Origin of the sequence: Streptomyces desertarenae (assembly GCF_042681365.1) — a bacterium.
GTDB lineage: Bacteria > Actinomycetota > Actinomycetes > Streptomycetales > Streptomycetaceae > Streptomyces > Streptomyces desertarenae.
The window spans coordinates 679979-699268 of sequence record NZ_JBHUFU010000001.1; the positions used below are offsets into that span (position 1 = coordinate 679979).

A 19290-nucleotide genomic window follows, 5' to 3' on the forward strand; every position below is an offset into this window, starting at 1 on the left:
CGCGGGGTGGACGCCGGCCGGAGGGGACGGCCCGGACGCACTACCCTTCCGTCCGTGGCCGATCTCCAGATTCCCGCAGACATCAAGCCCGCCGACGGACGCTTCGGTTCGGGCCCGTCCAAGGTGCGCCCCGAGGCGCTGAGCGCCCTGGCCGCCACCGGCACGTCCCTGATGGGCACCTCGCACCGCCAGGCCCCGGTGAAGGACCTGGTCGGCCGGGTGCGCGAAGGAGTGAAGGAGCTGTTCCGCCTCCCCGAGGGCTACGAGGTGGTCCTCGGCAACGGCGGCTCCACGGCTTTCTGGGACATCGCGACCCACGGTCTGATCGAGTCGAAGTCCCAGCACCTGTCCTTCGGCGAGTTCTCCTCGAAGTTCGCCAAGGCCGCCAAGCTGGCACCGTGGCTGGCCGAGCCGTCCGTGGTCTCCTCCGACCCCGGCACCCACCCGCTGCCGCGCGCCGAGGCGGGCGTCGACGTCTACGCCCTCACCCACAACGAGACCTCCACCGGCGTCGCCATGCCGATCGAGCGGCCGGCGGGAGCCGACGAGGGCGCCCTGGTCCTGGTGGACGCCACCTCCGGCGCGGGCGGCCTGCCGGTGGACGTCGCCGAGACGGACGTCTACTACTTCGCCCCCCAGAAGTCCTTCGCGGCCGACGGCGGCCTGTGGATCGGCGTGTTCTCCCCGGCCGCGCTGGAGCGCGCCGAGCGGATCGCGGCGGGCGGCCGGCACATCCCGGCCTTCTTCGACCTGCCGACCGCCATCGACAACTCCCGCAAGAACCAGACCTACAACACCCCGGCCGTCGCCACCCTCTTCCTGCTGGCCGACCAGCTGGAGTGGATCAACGGCCGGGGCGGCCTGGAGTGGGCGGTCTCCCGCACCGCCGACTCCTCCTCGCGCCTGTACGGCTGGGCGGAGAAGTCGGAGTTCGCCACCCCGTTCGTGACCGATCCCGCCCAGCGCTCGCAGGTCGTCGGCACGATCGACTTCGCCGAGGGCGTGGACGCCTCGGCGATCGCCAAGGTGCTGCGCGCGAACGGCGTCGTGGACACCGAGCCGTACCGCAAGCTGGGCCGCAACCAGCTGCGCGTCGCGATGTTCCCGGCCGTCGAGCCGGCCGACGTCGAGGCGCTGACGGCGTGCGTGGACTACGTCGCCGAGCGGCTCTGAGCCCGGCCGCGCACGGCGCGGCACCCGGACGGAACCGGTGGCCCGGGCACCCCGCGGGGTGCCCGGGCCACCGGCGTTCCCGGCCGCTCCCGCCCGCCGCCGGGCGGGGACGGCCGGCGGCGGGCGCCCAAGGCGTCAGCCCGACAGCCGCTGGAAGCGCCGCACCGCCAGGGGCAGGAAGACGGCCGTGATCGCCAGCGGCCAGAGGACCGCCATCGGGGCGGCGTTCTGCTCGATCCAGCTCCCGCCGGCGGACACCGGGGAGCCGAAGAGGCCGCGGACGGCGTCGGCGGTGGAGGAGACCGGGTTCCACATCGCGACGGCGCCCAGCCAGTCCGGCATCATCGACGGCGGGGTGAAGACGCTGGAGACCATCCCGAAGGGGAAGGCGAGCGCGAACAGGTTGCCCGCCGCCTCCTGGTTGGGGACGAGCAGCCCGATGAACACCCCCACCCAGATCAGCGCGAAGCGCAGCAGGAGCAGCAGCGCGAACGCCCCCAGGGCGGCCGGCGCCCCGCCCTGGGGGCGCCAGCCGACCGCCAGGGCGATCACGGCCAGCACCAGCAGGTCCAGTGCGGCGTGCAGCACGTCGGAGACCCCCCGCCCGGTGACCACCGCCGAGGGGGCCATCGGCATGGAGCGGAACCGGTCGGTGACGCCGCGCTCCTTGTCGACCGCGACGGCCATCGCGGTGTTCATGAAGCCGAAGGCCATCGTCATGGTGAACATGCCGGGCAGCGCGTAGGTCTTGTAGTCCGCGGTGCCCACGTCCATGGCGCTGCCGAAGACGTAGACGAACAGCAGCACCGAGACGATCGGGAAGCCGAGCTGCCAGGCGACGATGGACGGCTGCCGGACCAGGTGCAGCAGATCGCGGCGGACGATCGTCCAGCAGTCGGCGAGGGCCCAGTACAGGCGGCGCCCGGGGCCGTCCGGGACCGCGGGGGCGGCCGGGTGCGCGGGGCGGGCGCGGTCCGCGGGTGCGGGGGTCGGTGCGGTGCTCATGCGGCGGCCCCCTCCTTCGCCGTCTCCCTCTCCCCCTCCGCGCGGCCCGCGCGGTCCCCGTCCCCGGACTCCGCCCGCCGGCCCGTGAGCCGGAGGAAGACCTCGTCCAGGGTGGGGCGGCGCAGGCCGATGTCCTCCACCCCGACGCCCCGGTCCTGGAGGGTGCGGGCCACCTCGGTGAGCGCGGCCACCCGGTCGGTGACCGGCGCGTGGAGGCGGCGCTCCTCGGGGTCGGCGTACGGCTCGGCCCCCTCGTCCGCGACCCGGGCGAGCACCTCCGCGGCGGCGGGGACGTCGGCCGCGTCGCGCACCACCACCTCGACGCGGTCGCCCCCGACGGCGCCCTTGAGCGCGGCGGGGGTGTCGTCGGCGATGCGCACGCCGTGGTCGATGACGGTGACGCGGTCGGCCAGCCGGTCGGCCTCCTCCAGGTACTGCGTGGTGAGCAGCACCGTGGTGCCGGCGGCCGCCATGGAGCGCACCGCGTCCCAGACCTCGTTGCGGCTGCGCGGGTCCAGACCGGTGGTGGGCTCGTCCAGGAAGAGCACCTCGGGCGCGAGGATCATGCCCGCCGCCAGGTCGAGGCGGCGCCGCATGCCGCCGCTGTAGGTGCGCAGCGGCCTGTCGGCCGCCTCGGCCAGCCCGAAGCGCTCCAGCAGCTCCCCGGCCCGCTGCCGCGCGCGCCGCGTGCCCAGGTGGAACAGCCGGCCGAACATCTCCAGGTTCTGGCGGCCGGTGAGGATCTCGTCGACCGCCGCGTACTGCCCCGCCAGCCCGATCCTGCGGCGCACGCGGCCGGGCTCGCGCGCCACGTCGTGCCCCGCCACGGCGGCGCGGCCGCCGTCGGGGCGGACGAGCGTGGCCAGGATGCGGACGGCGGTGGTCTTGCCGGCCCCGTTGGGGCCGAGGACGCCGTGCACCGTGCCGCGCCGGACGGCGAGGTCCAGGCCGTCCAGGGCGCGCTTGCCGCCGTACCTCTTCACCAGCCCCTCGGCCAGCACGGCGTGGTCCGCGTGCCGGGCGGGCCCGGCGGCGCCGGATGGTGTCGTCATGTGTCGCCTCCCTTAATCGAGTACAACGTACTCGGTTTCGGGTACAGCGTACTCAGTTTTTCTCCGCACCCGTAGGATGGAGGGCACCATGACGACCGAGAACAGCGACGGCGGCTACCTCAGGCGCAGCCTCGACCTCCTGTGGGGGTCGGGGGAGCGCCCCTCACGCGGTCCCAAACCGGGCCTGACCCTGGACCGCATCGTCGACGCGGGCGTGCGCATCGCCGACGCCGAGGGGATCGACGCGCTCTCCATGCGGCGCGTCGCCGCCGAGCTGGGCGTCGGCGCGATGTCGCTCTACCGCTACGTGCCCGGCAAGGCGGAGCTGCTGGAGCTGATGATCGACCGGGCCTACCGGATGATGCCCGGCCCCGACGCCCCCCGGGACGCCGGCTGGCGGACGGTGCTGCGGTACGTGGCCCGCGGCAACTGGCGGATGTACCTGGCGCACCCCTGGCTGCTCCAGGCCAACCTGGCGCGCCCGGTCCTCGGCCCCGGCGGCATGGCCGGCTTCGACTACGCCCTGTCGGGGCTGACCGGACTCGGCATCACCGACCAGGAGCGGATGGGTTTCATCGTCGCCCTCGACGGCTACGTGGCCGGCTGCGCCCGCACCCACGTCTACGCGGCCCAGGCCGCCCGGCGGACCGGCATCAGCGACGAGGAGTTCTGGACCGCGCACGTGCCGGTGCTGGAGAAGGCGATGCTCAGCGGCGCCTACCCGCACGTGGCCGCCCTCGCCGAGAACACCTTCGCCGTCCCCGGCGAGAAGCTCTTCCTGTTCGGGCTGGAGCGGCTGCTGGACGGCCTGGAGGCGTTCGTCGGGGCCGGGCCCGCCCGGGACTCCGGGCTGGACGGCGGGGACGCCGGCTGCGGCTGACGCGCCGCCACCTCGGACGGGCGTCCGGGCCCGCACCGGTCAGCGCGCGCCGCCCCCGTACACCACCAGCGCCCAGGCCAGACAGGCGAGCGCGGCGGTGCACGCCGCGGCGCGGACGGTGTTCCAGCGGTTCCAGGACGACTCGAAGCGCTCCCGGGCGGCCGCGTCCCCGTCCTCACCGCCGCCCCCGTCCGCGTCCAGCCGCCCGTTGAGCGGGACGTTGCCGGCCGCGGTGACGGCGAACACCACCAGGTACAGCGCCAGTCCGGCGGCGGCGGGCGGCAGGGCCGAGCGGTCCTCGCCCGTCCACAGCAGGACGACCGCGAGCCCCAGCACGACGGGCGTGCCCAGGAAGCACGACAGGAACCAGCCGTTGAGGATCGCCCGGTTGATCTGCCGCATCGCGGCGGTGAACGTGCGGTCGTCCCCCCGTCCGAGTCCGGGCATGACCGCGTAGGCGAAACCGGCGAACAGCCCGGCCATCAGCCCCGTGGTCACCGTGCCGGTCAGCAGCGTGAGCGCCGTGAGCCCTTCCATGCGGTCCCCCTCGCGGACGGGAGCGGGCGCCCGCCCCCACGCCGTGTTCGAAGCGTGGCCACCGTACCGCCGGGCCTCCGCCTCCGCCTCCGCCTCCGGGAGCGTCCGGGAAGCCCCCCCCCCCCCCGCGCCCGGTCCTCAGTGCGCCGCGCCGCCCCGGCGCCGGCGCAGGACGAGGAAGACGGCGATCCCGGCGACGAGGACGGCCCCGAGGCCGACGGTGCCGCCGTCCTCCTGCCCGTCCCCCTCCCCGGCGCCGTCCCGCCCGTCCGCCTTCCCGTCACCGCTTCCGCCGTCACCGCTTCCGCCGCCACCGCCGCCGGTCCCGTCCCGCCGCTCCTCCCGCCGCGCGCTCTCGGGCAGGTACTCGTCCCGGAGCGGCACCGGCTGCACGGCGCTGCGCTCGCCCTCGGTGCCGTACAGCAGCGTCCGCCCGTCCGGGGAGAAGGCCACCGACTCCCCCTGCCGCTGCACCGGCACCGTCAGCGGCCCCAGGGCGCGCGGCCGGCCGTCCTCCCAGGCGTACAGGGTGCCGCCGAAGTAGCCGCGCACCGCAAGGCGGGTGCCGTCCGGGGAGAACGCGGCGTCGGTCGCCCACAGGCCGATGTCCGCGACGCGCGTGAAGGTGTTGGTGCCGGACGGGGAGAGCTCCTCGGGCCCGGCGTACAGCCCCGACCCCTCCTTCTCCTTGCTGACGATGTACACCCGCCCGGTGACGGGGTGGACGGCCAGCGACTCGGCGTCGCGCGGGCCGTCGGCGTAGCGCACGGTGTAGCGGGTGGCCTCCACCGACCGGTCGCCCAGTTCCTCCGGCTCGGCGAAGCGGTGGATCCACACCTCGGGCCACTGCCCGCCGAGGTTGTCGCCGATGTCGCCGACGTAGACGCCGTCGGGCCCGACGGAGACGGCCTCCACGTCGCGCGGGACGACGCCGGTGAGGGTGACGGTGGCGGCCGTCCGGCCGGTGCGGCCGTCGATCGCGTAGACGTACGGCCCGTCGTCGCTGTCGTTGTGCGTCCAGTAGACGCCCGGGTGGACGCGGCCGGCGGCCAGACCGCTGGACTCGGTGATCCGCTCGTCCTCGATGGTGAAGCCGTCGGCGGGAGCGGCCGCTCCCGCCGCCCCGGACGCGCCTGCCGCCCAGAGCGCCCCCGACAGGACCACCGTCGCCGCGCCCAGGGCGCACACCAGCCTCCGCATGGCCCCAAGCCTGCCATCCCGCCCCGGCCGGGGAGGCGGGGGCGGGTGACCGGCGTCATGTCGCGGGCCGGCGACGCCGTCCGCGAGGATGTGCGGATGCGCGTTCTCTTCGTCGGCGACTCCATGACCATCGGCGGCGCGGGTGAGCACACCTGGCGCCACCGCATGTGGCGGCACCTGGAGCGCACCTGCGGACCGCACGGCGAGGCGTTCGAGATCGTCGGCCCGCGCGACGCGCTGTACGACAAGGCGGCCGACGCGCCCGTCTCCCGCGCCTACGCCGACCCCGCCTTCCCCGCGGCCGCCCGCCGCCACCTCGCGGGCTGGGGCGAGGGCTGGCTGCACATGGCGCCGGTGATAGCCGGCGCGGTGCGCGAGCACCGCGCCGACACCCTGCTGGTCTTCCTCGGCCTGATCGACCTGGGCTTCTACACGGGCTCCGAGGAGACCGCGGCCACCGTGCGCCGCTTCGTGGCCGAGGCCCGCTCGGCCCGGCCGCACGTGCGCGCGGTGGTGCTGCCGGTGATCCCCAACGTGCGGGCGCGGCACGACGCGCTCTTCGCCGCCGAGTGCGAGCGCTTCAACGAGCTGCTGGCCAAGGCGGTGGCCGAGCTGTCCACGCCGGCCTCCCCGCTGCTGCTGGCCTCGCCTCCGGAGGACTGGGACCCGGACCGCGACACCTACGACGGCACCCACCCCACCGCCTCCGGCGAGCACCGCATCGCCGCGGCCTTCGCCGGCGCGCTCCACCAGGCGTGGGGGGTCGGCGGCCCGTACCGGATGCCGGCGTGACCTCCGGCCGCTCCCGCCGCTGATCACCGTGGCGTAACGGATCACCGCCGCCCCGCAACCCTGCGGCACCCTCAGGGATCTCACCTGTCCGAACGGACGTCCGGCGCCGCCCGGCGTGCCGTTCCCCCGAACCGCCCCTCCCGGAGGTACCGCATGCCCCCACCCCGCCGCATCGCCGCGACCGGCGTCCTGCTCGCCGCCCTCACCGGCGGACTGCTCACCGCCGCCGCCCCGGCGGCGGCCGCCGCGCCCCGCCCCACCGACGTCCAGGCCGACTTCAACGGCGACGGCCACAACGACCTCGCCGTCGGCGCCCCCCTCGCCGACGTCGGCACCCAGCGGAGAGCCGGGGCCGTCGTCGTCCTGTACGGCTCGCCGGACGGCCCGTCCGACGGCCGCCGCTCGGTCGTCCACCAGGCCTCGCCGGGGGTCGAGGGGGCCGCGGAGAGCGGTGACTCCTTCGGCGCGGCGCTGGCCTCCGCCGACCTCGACGGCGACGGCTACACCGACCTCGTCGCCGGCTCGCCCGGGGAGGCCGTCGGGGACCTGGCGATGCGGGGCGGTGCCACCGTCCTGTGGGGCGGCCCGGACGGGCTCGGCGGCGGCGCGGCGCTCCCGCTGCCCTCGCACCTGGAGGAGTGGAACACGATGGGCCGGGGGGTGGCCGCCGGCGACTTCGACGGTGACGGCCACGTCGACGTGACCATCACCGGCCGAGCCCACACCCGCACCTACTTCGGGCCGATCGACCGGACGGGCGGCACGCCCCGCCAGGGCGCCGAGCGCACGGGTTCCACCCACACCGCCATCGCCGGCGACCTCAGCGGCGACGGCTCCGCCGAGCGCCTCTACCCCTTCTTCGTCGACGGGGACTCCAGGGGGCAGATCAGCTACCTCCGCTGGACCGGGGGTCCCTGGTACGACGAGACCGAACTGACCGCCGCCGACGGCGACGCGGGCGCGATCGGCGACATCGACGGCGACGGCTACGGCGACCTGGTCCTCGGCGACACGCCCGACCCGCGCGCCGACCTGCCCGGCGGCCACCTCGGCGGGCGGATCACCGTCTGGTACGGCGGGCCCGAGGGCCCCGACCCCGCGCAGCGGCCCACCACCGTCCACCAGGACACCCCCGGCGTGCCCGGCGCCGCCGAGGCCGGCGACGCCTTCGGCGGCGCCGTGTCGGTGGGCGACGTCGACGGGGACGGCTACGCGGACGTGGCCGTGGGCGCCTGGGGCGAGGACCTGGGCGCGCACCGGGACGCCGGGGCGGTGACCGTGCTGTTCGGCTCCGCGGACGGGCTGACCACCGCCGGCTCGGTCTTCGTCGGCCAGGACACCCCGGGCGTGCCCGGCGCCGCCGAGGCGGGGGACCGGTTCGGCCACTCCGTCCGGCTCTCCGACGTCACCGGCGACGGCCTGGCGGACCTGTCGGCGGGCGCCCCGGACGAGAACGGCTACGGCGCCGTCTGGGTGCTGCGCGGCACCTCCTCCGGCCTCGCCACCGACGGCGTGTACGACATCGGTGCCCGGGAAGCCGGGCTCACCACCTCGGGCCAGGGCTGGTTCGGCACCGTCCTGGCCACCGCCGCGGAGCGGCCCCGCACCCCGGGCGACGACTTCGACGGCGACGGGTACCGGGACGTCGTGGTCGGCGCGCCGGGCGCCCCGGTCGGCGGCCACGCGGCAGCGGGCGCCGTCACGGTGCTCTACGGCGGCCCCTCGGGCCCGTCCGCCGGCCGCCGCCAGACCATCACCCAGTCCTCCCCCGGCATTCCGGGCGCCCCCGAGCCGCACGACCGCTTCGGCGCCTCCGTGGCCTCCGCCGACCTGGACGGGGACGGCTTCGCCGACCTGGTCGTGGGCGCACCCCACGAGGACGTCGACGGCGCCGGGGACAAGGGCATGGTCACCGTGGTGTGGGGCGGGCCGCGCGGGCTGTCCGGCGGGGTCTCGCCCGTGCTCTCCCCCGCCGTCTTCGGCTACGGCGGCGACGGGGCGGACTGCCGCCTGGGGACCGACCTGACGGCCACCGGCGGCCCCTCGTACGGCCGCCCCGAACTGCTGGTGGCGGGCGGCTGCTCCGCGGCGAGCCTGCACGGCCCCTTCACCCGCGACGGGAAGCCCGCGGGCAGCCACCGCGAGGACGGCACCCCGCCGGCCGAGGCGGCCGTCTCGGGCGACCTGGACGGCGACCGGCGGGCCGACCACGTCCTGCTCACCGCCAAGGTCCCCGGCGAGGGCCAGGTCTACCTCAACCCGGGCGACGCCCCCGGCCTCCCCGAGCCGGTCCCCGCGGACGCCTCCGCCGCGGCCCTGGGCGACGTCAACGGCGACGGCCGCACCGACCTGGTGGCCGGCGCCCCGAACGACCCGGACGAGACCTTCCCCGACGGCCGCACCGGTGGGCGGATCCTGATCTGGACGGGCGGCCCCTCGGGCATCGACCCCTCGGCCGCCCCGATCGTCCTGCACCAGGACAGCCCGGACGTCCCCGGGGACGCGGCGGCCGGGAACCGGTTCGGCGCCGCGGTCGCGGTGGGCGACATCGACGGCAACGGCATCGACGACATCGTGGTCGGCGCCCCCGGCGAGAACGTGAACGGCGCTCCGGGCGCGGGCACGGTCACCGTCGTCCCCGGCCGCCGCACCGGCCCCGACGGCACCGGTTCGTACGCGATCTCCCAGAGCACCCCGGGGGTGCCGGGCGGTTCGGAGGCGGGCGACTCCTTCGGCGCCACGGTCCGGCTCGCCCACACGGACGGGAAGTACTGGGCCGACCTCGTGGCGGGCGCGCCGGGTGAGAACGGCACCGAGGGCGCCGTCTGGTTCTTCACGGGCCTGCAGAGCGGTCTGCGCACCTGGGAGGCACCGATGATCACCGGTGGCGCGGTCGGCGTTCCCGCCGGCCACGACATCGGCTGGGGGGCGGAGCTGGCCCCGTAGGGGCCGCCGCGCCGAAGTCCCGCGACCCGCACGGCGGATCCTCCCGCCGTGCGGGTCGCTCTTGCCTTGAGCGCACTCCAGCGCGTTGGCTGGTGCCCATGAAGTACACGCAGCTCGGACGCACCGGTCTCACGGTCAGCCGCCTGGTCCTCGGCACGATGAACTTCGGTCCGCAGACCGAGGAGGCCGAGAGCCACGCCATCATGGACGCCGCGCTGGAGGCGGGCGTCAACTTCTTCGACACCGCCAACGTCTACGGCTGGGGCGAGAACAAGGGCCGCACCGAGGAGATCATCGGCAACTGGTTCGCCCGGGGCGGCGGGCGCCGCGACAAGACCGTGCTCGCCACCAAGGTCTACGGCAACATGGCGGCCACGGACGACGGTGTCTGGCCCAACCACGACAAGCTGTCGGCGGTGAACATCCGCCGGGCCGTGGACGCCAGCCTCAAGCGGCTGCAGACCGACCACATCGACCTGTACCAGTTCCACCACGTCGACCGGAACACGCCGTGGGACGAGATCTGGCAGGCCATGGACGTCCTGGTCCAGCAGGGCAAGATCCTGTACGTCGGGTCGTCCAACTTCGCCGGCTGGCACATCGCCCAGGCCAACGAGGCCGCGGCCCGCAGGGGGCGGCTCGGCCTGGTCAGCGAGCAGTGCAAGTACAGCCTGGTGGAGCGCCGCGCCGAGATGGAGGTCATCCCGGCCGCGCAGGGCTACGGCCTGGGCGTCATCCCCTGGTCGCCGCTGGGCGGCGGCCTGCTGGGCGGTGTGCTCCGCAAGGAGCGGGAGAACCCCGGCCGCCGCTCGTCGGAGGCCCTGGCGAACAACCCGGGGCTGCGCGAGAAGGTGCAGGCGTACGAGGACCTGCTGGACAAGCACGGCCTGGAGCCCGGCGAGGTCGCCCTGGCCTGGCACCTCACCCGGCCGGGCGTCACGGGCCCGATCATCGGCCCGCGCACGGGCGAGCAGCTCGACTCGGCGCTGCGCGCGCTGGAGCTGGAGCTGAGCGAGGAGCTGCTGGCGTCGCTGGACGAGATCTTCCCCGGCCCGGGTCCGTCGCCGGAGGCGTTCGCCTGGTGACGTCCGCCCGGTGACGCGCGGCGCGGAAGCGCGCCGGACGGGTGCGGGGCCGGTCCGCCCGGGACGGGGCGGGGCGGCCCCGCGGCCGTCTCGTCCGGCCGCGCGCCGCCGGGCGTCACCGGGGCCCGCGGCCGCCGCTCAGCCGAGCAGGGCCGCCACGATCACCACGGCGAGCATCAGCACCAGGGCTCCGCTGACGATGCGGGTACGGGTCTTCGGGTCCACGCCCCAACGGTAGCCCGCACCCCGCCCCGCCCCTCCGGCGGGCCGCCGGAGCCGTCAGGCGCCCAGCGCCCAGGTCTCCAGCGTCTCGTAGCGGGGGTGCTCCCCGGGGGTTCCCGAGACGGGCAGCCGGCTGCGGACCAGGGCCACCTCGCCGGCCCGCCACGCGCTGCCGGAGAAGGCGGCCAGGGCCTCGGCGAAGGGGCGCAGGTCGGGCCGGCGCGCGCCGGGGGCGGGGCCGCCGCGGGCGCGGGCGACGGTCAGGTGGGGCCGGTAGGGGCGGTCCTCGACGGGCACCCCGGCGCGCCGCGCCCCGGCCGACACCGACCCGGCCAGGGCCCGCAGGGCCGGGCGGCCGTCGGCCACCCCGGCCCACAGCACCCGGTCGCCGAAGCGCCCGCCCCCGGCCAGCCTGGCCTGGAAGGGGTGGTGGCGGCGGGCGGCGCGGCCGAAGCGCTCGCACAGCTCCGGCAGGAGGGCCTCGTCCACCTCACCGAGGAAGGCCAGGGTGAAGTGCCAGCCCTCGGCGGGGGTCCAGCGCAGCCGGTCGGAGCCGGGCAGCGCCCGCAGCCCGTCCACCGCCGCCGCCAGCTCCGCGACGGCGGGCGGGGACGGCAGGACGGCGGTGAAGAGTCTCATGGGGGCAGTCTCGCGGGCGGGGCGCCCTCATGCGAGGACTTCCCCCCGGTGGCTGCGGTCCTCGCCCGGCGCGGTGGCCGGCGCGGGGTGCGGGGCCGCTGCGGGCGCCGCGGCCGGGACGGCGGGGTTCCGCTCCGGGGTGCGGGGCCGGGCCGGCGCCGCGGACCGGCTCCGGTCGCGGTCGGCGCCGGGGGCCGGGGCCTGCTCCGGGCCGTGTCCGGGCGGGGGGCCGGCGGCTATGCTCCCCCGCTCCCCGCCGCGCGCCGCGACGGGGACGAGCGCCAGGCGGCGGCGGCCGCCACGGCGCTGGACGCCCAGCCGCAGCCCGCCGATCCGGGCCAGCACCAGTCCGGTGGCGACGGCGGCCAGGGCGGAGACCGCGCCGCCCGCCAGGAAGCCGATCCGGGCGCCGTGGGCGTCGGTGATCCAGCCCATCAGCGGCCCGCCGATCGGGGTGCCGCCCATGAACACCATCATGTACAGGCTCATCACCCGGCCGCGCATCGCCGGGTCGGAGGAGAGCTGGACGGTGGAGTTGGCCGTGACGTTGAAGGTCAGGCCCACCGCGCCGATGGGCGCCATCAGCAGGGCGAAGAGCCAGAACGACGGGGAGACGGCCGCCACCATCTCCAGCACGCCGAAGGCCAGCGCCGCGGCGACCATCACGCGCATCCGGCTCACGCCGCGCCGGGCGGCGAGCAGCGCGCCGGCGACCGAGCCGACGGCCATCAGGGTGTTGAGCAGGCCGTAGGTGCCCGCGCCCTCGTCGAAGACCGTGGCGGTGTAGGCGGTGAGCCAGATCGGGAAGTTGTAGGCGAAGGTGCCGACGAAGCCGACGAGCGTGATCGGCCAGATCAGGTCGGGCCGGCTCGCCACGTACCGCAGGCCCTCGCGGAGCTGCCCCTTGGCGCGCGGGGCGCGCTCGACGGTGTGCAGTTCGGCCGTGCGCATCATCAGCAGGCCGGTGATCGGCGCGACGAAGGACAGCCCGTTGAGCAGGAACGCCCAGCCGCTGCCCACGGCGGTGATCAGCACGCCGGCGACGGCCGGGCCGATCAGCCGGGCGGACTGGAAGTTGGCTCCGTTGAGGGAGACGGCGTTGGCGAGCTGCTCGGGGCCGACCATCTCCGAGACGAAGGTCTGCCGCGCGGGGTTGTCGACGACCGTCGCCAGGCCCAGGACGAACGCGAGCGCGTAGACGTGCCAGACCTGCACGTGGCCGCCGAGGGTGAGCGCGGCCAGCGCCAGGCCGGTGACTCCCATCGCGGTCTGGGTGATCAGCAGCAGCCTGCGCTTGGGGTAGCGGTCGGCGATGACACCGCCGTAGAGCCCCAGGAACAGCATGGGCAGGAACTGCAGCGCGGTGGTGACGCCGACGGCCGTCGCGGAGCCGGTGAGGCTGAGGACCAGCCAGTCCTGGGCGATGCGCTGCATCCAGGTGCCGGTGTTGGAGACGAGCTGCCCCATGGCGAACAGCCGGTAGTTGCGGATGCGCAGGGAGCTGAACGTCGAGGGCTTGGCGGGCCCGGCCTCCGGCGCGGCGGCCGGGGTGTTCGTGTTGTTTCCGTCAGGTGCGGGTGCGGAGTGTGCTCCGTGTCCCGAACTCAAGTGGTGTTCGCCTCCTCGTGGTGCGACTCCTCCTACAGTTGCGCGAGCTTCTCCAGGACGGGGGCCGCGGCGCGCAGCCGCGCCCACTCGTCCTCGTCGAGCCGGCCCGCGAGCTCGGCCAGCCAGGCGTTCCGCTTGGTGCGGCTGGCGGCGAGCATCTCCTCGGCCGTCTCGGTCTGGGTGACCACCTTCTGGCGGCGGTCCTCCGGGTGAGGCTCCAGCCGGACGAGGCCCTTGGCCTCCAGCATCGCCACGATGCGGGTCATCGAGGGCGGCTGCACATGCTCCTTGCGCGCCAGCTCGCCGGGGGTGGCCGAGCCGCAGCGGGCGAGGGTGCCGAGGACCGACATCTCGGTCGGGCTCAGCGACTCGTCGACGCGCTGGTGCTTGAGCCGGCGCGAGAGGCGCATCGTGGCGGAACGGAGGGCGTTGACGGCTTCGGCGTCCTCGCCCCGGGACAGATCCGGCATGTTTATTAGCCTAACTCATTACCTAGTCTAAGGACCAGTGCGAGGCAGGCGCGGGCAGGTGTCCTTCATCACCCGTACGGGTGGGTCCGCACGGAAATCGGCGCACTGCCCCCGCCTACCCCGAGACCGCGTCCTCATGAACCCGTGCATCGAAGGTGCCCAGCCTACGGAGGGGCGGCGCGCCGCTCGAAAACCTCTCCCCCGCACTCCCGCCACGCCCCCGCGCACCACCCCGCGCCGCCCCGCACGGAACGGGCGTCCGGACCGCGCGGTCCGGACGCCCGTCCGAGTCGGTGCCCGCGAGCGCCCTCCCCCTCCGGGGGGCGGCTCCGCGCGGGCGGCGGGGTCAGCCGATGCCCAGCACCTGCTGGATCGGGTCGAGCAGGAAGTAGACGAGGAAGCAGGCGCCCACCGCGTTCAGCAGCCACGGGATCTCACGGAAGCGGCCGGTGGCGGTGCGCAGCAGGATGTAGGACAGCACGCCGATGCCGATGCCGTTGGTGATGCTGTAGGTGAACGGCATCGAGATCAGCGTCAGGAACGCCGGCACCGCGACCGTGTGGTCGCTCCAGTCGATCTCCCGCACGTTCGACGCCATGATCATGAAGCCCACCACGACCAGCGCCGGGGTGGCGGCGTGCGAGGGCACCACGGTGGCCAGCGGTGTGAAGACCAGGGTCAGCAGGAACAGCGCGCCGGTCATGACGTTGGCCAGGCCGGTGCGGGCGCCCTCGCCGACACCGGCGGTGGACTCCACGAAGCAGGTGTTGGCCGAGCAGGAGCCGAAGCCGCCGCCCGCGACGCCGAGGCCGTCCACCATCAGGATGCGGCCCATGCCCGGCAGCCGGCCCTTGTCGTCGGTCAGCCTCGCCTCGTGGCCGACGCCGATGATCGTGCCCATCGCGTCGAAGAAGCCGGACAGCAGCACGGTGAAGACGAACAGCGAGCCGGTCAGCACACCGACCTCCTCGAAGCCGCCGAAGAGGCTGACCTCGCCGATCAGGCCGAAGTCGGGGGTGCTGACGATCTTCTCGGGCACGTTGGGCACCGCCAGGCCCCAGGCGGCGTCCGGGATCCGGGCGATCGCGTTGATCACCACGGCCACGACGGTCATCACGGCGATGCTGATCAGGATCGCTCCCCTGACCCCGCGCACGACCAGCACGAACGTCAGCGCCAGGCCGAGGACGAAGACCAGCACCGGCCAGCCCGTCAGATGGCCGCCCTGGCCGAGGCCGAGGGGCACGGTGGTGTGCGCGGCGTCGGGGTTGCGGGTGACGAAGCCGGAGTCCACCAGGCCGATGAGGGTGATGAACAGGCCGATGCCGATCGCGATGGCCCGCCGGAGCCCGCCGGGGATGGCGTCCATGACGCGCTCGCGCAGCCCGGAGGCGACCAGCAGCATCAGCACGAAGCCCGCCAGGACGACCATGCCCATGGCGTCCGGCCAGCTCATCTGCGGCGCGAGCTGGAGCGAGACCACGGCGTTGATCCCCAGGCCGGCGGCCAGGGCGATGGGCACGTTGCCGATGACGCCCATGAGCAGGGTGCTGAGGCCCGCCATCAGCGCGGTGGCGGTGACGAGCTGGGCGTTGTCGAGCTGCTGCCCGAACTTGTCCTGGCCGGCGCCGAGGATGATCGGGTTCAGCACGACGATGTAGGCCATCGCGAAGAAGGTGGCCAGTCCGCCGCGCAGCTCGCGGCCGACGGTCGAACCTCGCTCGGAGATCCTGAAGAGGCGGTCGAGGCCGCCCGCGGGCGGCGGGCCCCCCGAGTCCTTGCCGGGAGTGCCGGACGTGGCCGTGGTGTCGGTGACCGGAGCGGACATGCGTGACCTTCACTGGGCGGTAGGGGGATGTTCTTGGAGGTTCCTACGAAAGGAACCGGTCAGCCCAAGATGTTTTCAGTATGAACGCACCATGAAAGGAAAGCCATTCCCCCAGGCGGCCTCCGCCCGCATTCGTCCGTGAGACTCCCCACACGACGCGCCCGGTCCCGCACCCCCGGATGCCACTCCCCGGTCGGCACGCCCCTCCCCCCTGGTTACGCTGGTCCGGAACGCCACGGGACGACGGGCGACGGGGTGACGGGACCGAAGGAGCCGGCGATGGGCCTGAGCAGGTGGACGAGCGGCGAGCGCGAGGCGCCCGCGCCCCTGGAGGGGAACATCGTGGCCACGGTGGTCGGCGGCACGGTGGTGTGGTTCACGCTCTTCCTGGTCCAGCTCCCCTTCTACGGCTGGTTCGCCGACCGCGGCCGCACCTGGTGGCTGTGGACCTGCCTGGCCGGCGGCGTCATGGGCCTGTACGGCATCTGGTACGTCCGCCGCCGCGAGGCGGCGCTCCACCGCGCCCGGCCGGAGCGGGAGGCGGCCGGCCCGGCCGCCGGCGCCGGGCCCGCGCAGCGGGACGGCCGGGAGCCCGAGGACGGCCCCGCTCCCACCCGCTGACGCAGAGCCGCGCCCCGGCCGGCCGGAACCCGGCCCCCCGGGACCCGGGTCCCCTCCGGGGTCACCCCGGCATCACCCCGATGTGTGCCGGAAGACGCGCGCCGGACCACGTCCGCCTCGTACTGTCTGGGGCATGACGGAACGGGCCGAGACCCCACACGACGCCGAGGGGCCGCACGACGGCCCGGCGGCACCGCCCGCCGTGCCGCACCAGGACGCGCGGCAGAGGGCCGGGACGGGAGCCGCGGAGGGCACCGCGGGCGGCGCGCACGAGCCGGCCGCCGCCGTGCGCCCGTCCGGCCTCACGGCCGCCGAGGTCGCCGAGCGCGTCGCCCGCGGCGAGGTCAACGACGTCCCCGTGCGCTCCTCCCGCTCCACGGCCGACATCGTCCGCGCCAACGTCTTCACCCGCTTCAACGCCATCATCGGCGTCCTGTTCGCGATCATCCTGGTGGTCGGCCCCCTCCAGGACGGCCTGTTCGGCTTCGTCATCCTCGCCAACACCCTCATCGGCATCGTCCAGGAACTGCGCGCCAAACGGACGCTGGACAACCTCGCCGTCGTCGGCGAGGCCAGGCCGACCGTCCGCCGCGACGGCGTCGGCACCGAGGTCCGCACGGGCGAGATCGTCCTGGGCGACCTGGTGGAGCTGTGCCCCGGGGACAAGGTCGTCGTGGACGGCACGGTCACCGAGTCCGACGGCCTGGAGATCGACGAGTCCCTGCTCACCGGCGAGGCCGACCCCGTCCACAAGCGGCCCGGCGACACCGTGATGTCCGGCAGCTTCGTCGTCGCCGGCAGCGGCGCCTTCACCACCACCCGGGTCGGGCGCGAGGCCTACGCCGCCCAGCTCGCCGAGGAGGCGTCCCGCTTCACGCTCGTCCACTCCGAACTGCGCAGCGGCATCAGCCAGATCCTCAAGTACATCACCTGGATGATCGTTCCGGCCGCGGTCGGCCTGGTGCTCAGCCAGCTGCTGGTGGAGGGCGACGACCCCGACGAGGCGGTCCGCCGCATGGTCGGCGGCATCGTGCCGATGGTCCCCGAGGGCCTGGTCCTGCTGACCTCCATCGCCTTCGCCATCGGCGTCGTCCGGCTGGGCAGGCAGCAGTGCCTGGTGCAGGAGCTGCCCGCCATCGAGGGCCTGGCCCGCGTCGACGTCGTCTGCCTGGACAAGACCGGCACCCTCACCGAGGGCGGCATGGACGTGACCGAGGTCCGCCCGCTGGACGGCGCCGACCCGGCGTACGTGCGGCAGGTCCTCGCCGCCCTCGGCGGCAGCGACCCGCACCCCAACGCCAGCCTGAAGGCGATCATCGGCGCCCATCCCCCCGGCGGCGCGGAGGGCTGGCGCTGCACCGGCACCCTCCCCTTCTCCTCCGCCCGCAAGTACAGCGGCGCGGCCTTCACCGAACCCGGCGGCGCGCGGAGCACCTGGCTGCTGGGCGCGCCCGACGTGCTGCTGCCCCCCGGCTCCCCCACCCTGGCCGAGACCGACCGGCTCAACGAGCAGGGGCTGCGCGTCCTGCTGCTGGCCCGCACCTCCCGCTCCCTGGACGGCCCGGCCCCGGTCGCCGACCCGGCCGCCACCACGCCCGCGGCCCTGGTCGTCCTGGAGCAGCGGCTGCGCCCCGAGGCCGCCGACACCCTGCGCTACTTCGCCGACCAGAACGTCGCGGCGAAGGTCGTCTCCGGCGACAACGCCGTCTCCGTGGGCGCCGTCGCCGCCAAGCTGGAGCTGCCCGGCGCGGAGTCCGCCGTCGACGCCCGCACCCTCCCCGGCGGCCGCGAGGAACTGGCGCAGGCCCTGGAGGAGGGGACCGTTTTCGGCCGCGTCACACCGCAGCAGAAGCGCGACATGGTCGGCGCCCTGCAGTCGCGCGGCCACACGGTCGCCATGACCGGCGACGGCGTCAACGACGTCCTGGCCCTGAAGGACGCCGACATCGGCGTCTCGATGGGCTCGGGCTCGGAGGCCACCAAGGCCGTCGCCCAGATCGTGCTGCTGAACAACTCCTTCGCCACGCTGCCGTCGGTGGTGGCCGAGGGGCGGCGGGTCATCGGCAACATCGAGCGCGTCGCCAACCTCTTCCTCACCAAGACCGTCTACTCGGTGCTGCTGGCCCTGCTGGTCATCTGCTCCCAGGTGCCCTACCCGTTCCTCCCCCGGCACCTGACCCTGCTGGGCGGCCTGACCATCGGCATCCCCGCCTTCTTCCTGGCCCTGGCCCCCAACAGGGAGCGCGCCCGCCCGCACTTCGTGCGGCGCGTGATGCGGTACGCGGTGCCCTCCGGGCTGATCGCGGCGGCGGCCACCTTCACCGTCTACCTGCTGGCCCGCTCCCACTACACCGGCCCCGACGCCCTGGCGGCCGAGACCAGCGCGGCGACGCTGACGCTGTTCCTGGTGGCACTGTGGGTGCTGGCGATCGTCGCCCGCCCCTACACCTGGTGGCGGATCGGCCTGGTGCTCACCATGGCGACGGCGTTCGCGGCCGTCCTGGTCACCCCGTTCCTCCAGGAGTTCTTCGCCGTGCGGCTGGTGGGCACGGTGATGCCGTGGACGGCGGTCGGCGCCGCGGCCGTCTCGGCGGCCGTGCTGGAGGGCGTCTGGCGGTGGATCGGCCGCCGCTTCCCCGACTGACGCGTCCCGCCCGCCGCCCGGGGCGGCGGTGCTCGCGGGGGCCGCGCCCGGGGCGGCGCCGTCCGGGGGCCCCGCCCCCTCGGCACCGCCGCGGGCGACGGGCCGTCAGGCGGCCTCCCAGGCCTCCTTCGTCAACTCCACCGCCGTCCGCAGGCTCAGGGACGGCTCGGCCTCCCGCAGGGCCTTGACCGCGTGCACCGAGTCCAGCGGACCGGCGAAGCCGACCGCCTCCAGCCTCCGGAGCGTCCACCGGGCCCGCGCCGAGGCGTCGTCGGCCGCTCCCGCCTCCCGGACGGCGATCTCCAGGGCCCGTTCCAGTCCGGGCCGCTCCTCCGCGGTCGCCTCCGCCACGGCCCGTTCCAGCGCCGCGAGGATCCCCCCGGAGTCCCTCAGGACGACGACCGCTTCCGTCGTGCCGCGCTTCCCGTTTCCGAACACGGGGACATCGTCCGCGCCGAGGGCGCTCGGACGCCACGGAGTTGAGGAAGTTCTGAGCCGTCCCGCCGGGCGGACCGCGCGGCGGGGCCGCTCGCCGAGGACTCGAACGGCGTGGACGGGGCAGGCGGCGGGCAAAAGGCTTCGCGCTCG

The 19290-nt window shown here is 75.1% G+C and carries 16 protein-coding genes; 7 read left to right on the forward strand and 9 right to left on the reverse strand.

The annotated features are described in order from the left end of the window. Positions 1 to 54 precede the first annotated feature (54 nt). The gene (gene serC / locus ACFSJS_RS03005; protein ID WP_380896327.1) at positions 55 to 1173 is read left to right on the forward strand and encodes a phosphoserine transaminase; all 1119 of its coding nucleotides are present in this window, start codon (positions 55 to 57) and stop codon (positions 1171 to 1173) included. A gap of 135 nt (positions 1174 to 1308) precedes the next feature. On the opposite strand, the gene ACFSJS_RS03010 is transcribed toward serC, so the two are convergent. Next, positions 1309 to 2178, reverse strand: a complete 870-nt coding sequence (locus tag ACFSJS_RS03010) for an ABC transporter permease (RefSeq protein WP_380896329.1) — start codon at positions 2176 to 2178, stop codon at positions 1309 to 1311. Beyond that, positions 2175 to 3230: an ATP-binding cassette domain-containing protein gene (locus tag ACFSJS_RS03015; protein ID WP_380896331.1), complete on the reverse strand. Its 1056-nt coding sequence runs from the start codon at positions 3228 to 3230 to the stop codon at positions 2175 to 2177. The genes ACFSJS_RS03010 and ACFSJS_RS03015 overlap by 4 nt, the downstream gene beginning before the upstream one ends. 88 nt (positions 3231 to 3318) lie before the next feature. On the opposite strand from ACFSJS_RS03015, the gene ACFSJS_RS03020 reads away from it, so the two are divergent. Continuing rightward, entirely contained in the window at positions 3319 to 4110 is a 792-nt protein-coding gene (locus tag ACFSJS_RS03020; protein WP_380896333.1) for a TetR/AcrR family transcriptional regulator, read from the forward strand. A gap of 39 nt (positions 4111 to 4149) precedes the next feature. Here the strand turns inward: ACFSJS_RS03020 and ACFSJS_RS03025 are convergent, their stop codons facing one another. Both ACFSJS_RS03025 and ACFSJS_RS03030 read right to left on the reverse strand, forming a co-directional pair. Next, on the reverse strand, positions 4150 to 4647 hold the full coding sequence (locus tag ACFSJS_RS03025; RefSeq protein WP_380896335.1) for an anthrone oxygenase family protein: 498 nt from the start codon (positions 4645 to 4647) through the stop codon (positions 4150 to 4152). Between the two features lie 138 nt (positions 4648 to 4785). After that, complete coding sequence (locus ACFSJS_RS03030) at positions 4786 to 5847, reverse strand: hypothetical protein (protein ID WP_380896336.1); 1062 nt, start codon at positions 5845 to 5847, stop codon at positions 4786 to 4788. A gap of 96 nt (positions 5848 to 5943) precedes the next feature. On the opposite strand from ACFSJS_RS03030, the gene ACFSJS_RS03035 reads away from it, so the two are divergent. The 3 genes from ACFSJS_RS03035 (at position 5944) to ACFSJS_RS03045 (ending at position 10670) form a co-directional block, all read left to right on the forward strand. Next, positions 5944 to 6639, forward strand: a complete 696-nt coding sequence (locus ACFSJS_RS03035; protein ID WP_380896783.1) for a GDSL-type esterase/lipase family protein — start codon at positions 5944 to 5946, stop codon at positions 6637 to 6639. Positions 6640 to 6792: 153 nt separating this feature from the next. Further along, positions 6793 to 9585: an FG-GAP-like repeat-containing protein gene (locus ACFSJS_RS03040; RefSeq protein WP_380896338.1), complete on the forward strand. Its 2793-nt coding sequence runs from the start codon at positions 6793 to 6795 to the stop codon at positions 9583 to 9585. 98 nt (positions 9586 to 9683) lie between these two features. Further along, positions 9684 to 10670, forward strand: coding sequence for an aldo/keto reductase (locus ACFSJS_RS03045; RefSeq protein WP_380896340.1), 987 nt, complete (start codon positions 9684 to 9686; stop codon positions 10668 to 10670). 279 nt (positions 10671 to 10949) lie between these two features. Here ACFSJS_RS03045 and thpR read toward each other — a convergent pair whose 3' ends face one another. The 4 genes from thpR to ACFSJS_RS03065 form a co-directional block, all read right to left on the reverse strand. Then, positions 10950 to 11531, reverse strand: a complete 582-nt coding sequence (gene thpR, locus ACFSJS_RS03050) for an RNA 2',3'-cyclic phosphodiesterase (RefSeq protein WP_380896342.1) — start codon at positions 11529 to 11531, stop codon at positions 10950 to 10952. 27 nt (positions 11532 to 11558) lie between these two features. Next, positions 11559 to 13139 (reverse strand): MFS transporter, encoded by a 1581-nt coding sequence (locus ACFSJS_RS03055; protein WP_380896344.1) that lies wholly within the window; start codon positions 13137 to 13139, stop codon positions 11559 to 11561. Between the two features lie 32 nt (positions 13140 to 13171). Continuing rightward, positions 13172 to 13609 (reverse strand): MarR family winged helix-turn-helix transcriptional regulator, encoded by a 438-nt coding sequence (locus ACFSJS_RS03060; RefSeq protein ID WP_380896346.1) that lies wholly within the window; start codon positions 13607 to 13609, stop codon positions 13172 to 13174. A 346-nt stretch (positions 13610 to 13955) separates the two neighbouring features. Beyond that, positions 13956 to 15437 (reverse strand): NCS2 family permease, encoded by a 1482-nt coding sequence (locus ACFSJS_RS03065; protein ID WP_380896348.1) that lies wholly within the window; start codon positions 15435 to 15437, stop codon positions 13956 to 13958. A 279-nt stretch (positions 15438 to 15716) separates the two neighbouring features. Here ACFSJS_RS03065 and ACFSJS_RS03070 point away from each other — a divergent pair, with 279 nt between their 5' ends. Together ACFSJS_RS03070 and ACFSJS_RS03075 are read left to right on the forward strand one after the other, a co-directional pair. After that, positions 15717 to 16058: a DUF2530 domain-containing protein gene (locus tag ACFSJS_RS03070; RefSeq protein WP_380896350.1), complete on the forward strand. Its 342-nt coding sequence runs from the start codon at positions 15717 to 15719 to the stop codon at positions 16056 to 16058. A 133-nt stretch (positions 16059 to 16191) separates the two neighbouring features. Then, on the forward strand, positions 16192 to 18702 hold the full coding sequence (locus ACFSJS_RS03075) for an HAD-IC family P-type ATPase (protein ID WP_380896351.1): 2511 nt from the start codon (positions 16192 to 16194) through the stop codon (positions 18700 to 18702). A gap of 105 nt (positions 18703 to 18807) precedes the next feature. On the opposite strand, the gene ACFSJS_RS03080 is transcribed toward ACFSJS_RS03075, so the two are convergent. Continuing rightward, complete coding sequence (locus ACFSJS_RS03080; RefSeq protein ID WP_380896353.1) at positions 18808 to 19140, reverse strand: hypothetical protein; 333 nt, start codon at positions 19138 to 19140, stop codon at positions 18808 to 18810. Between the last annotated feature and the right edge of the window lie 150 nt (positions 19141 to 19290).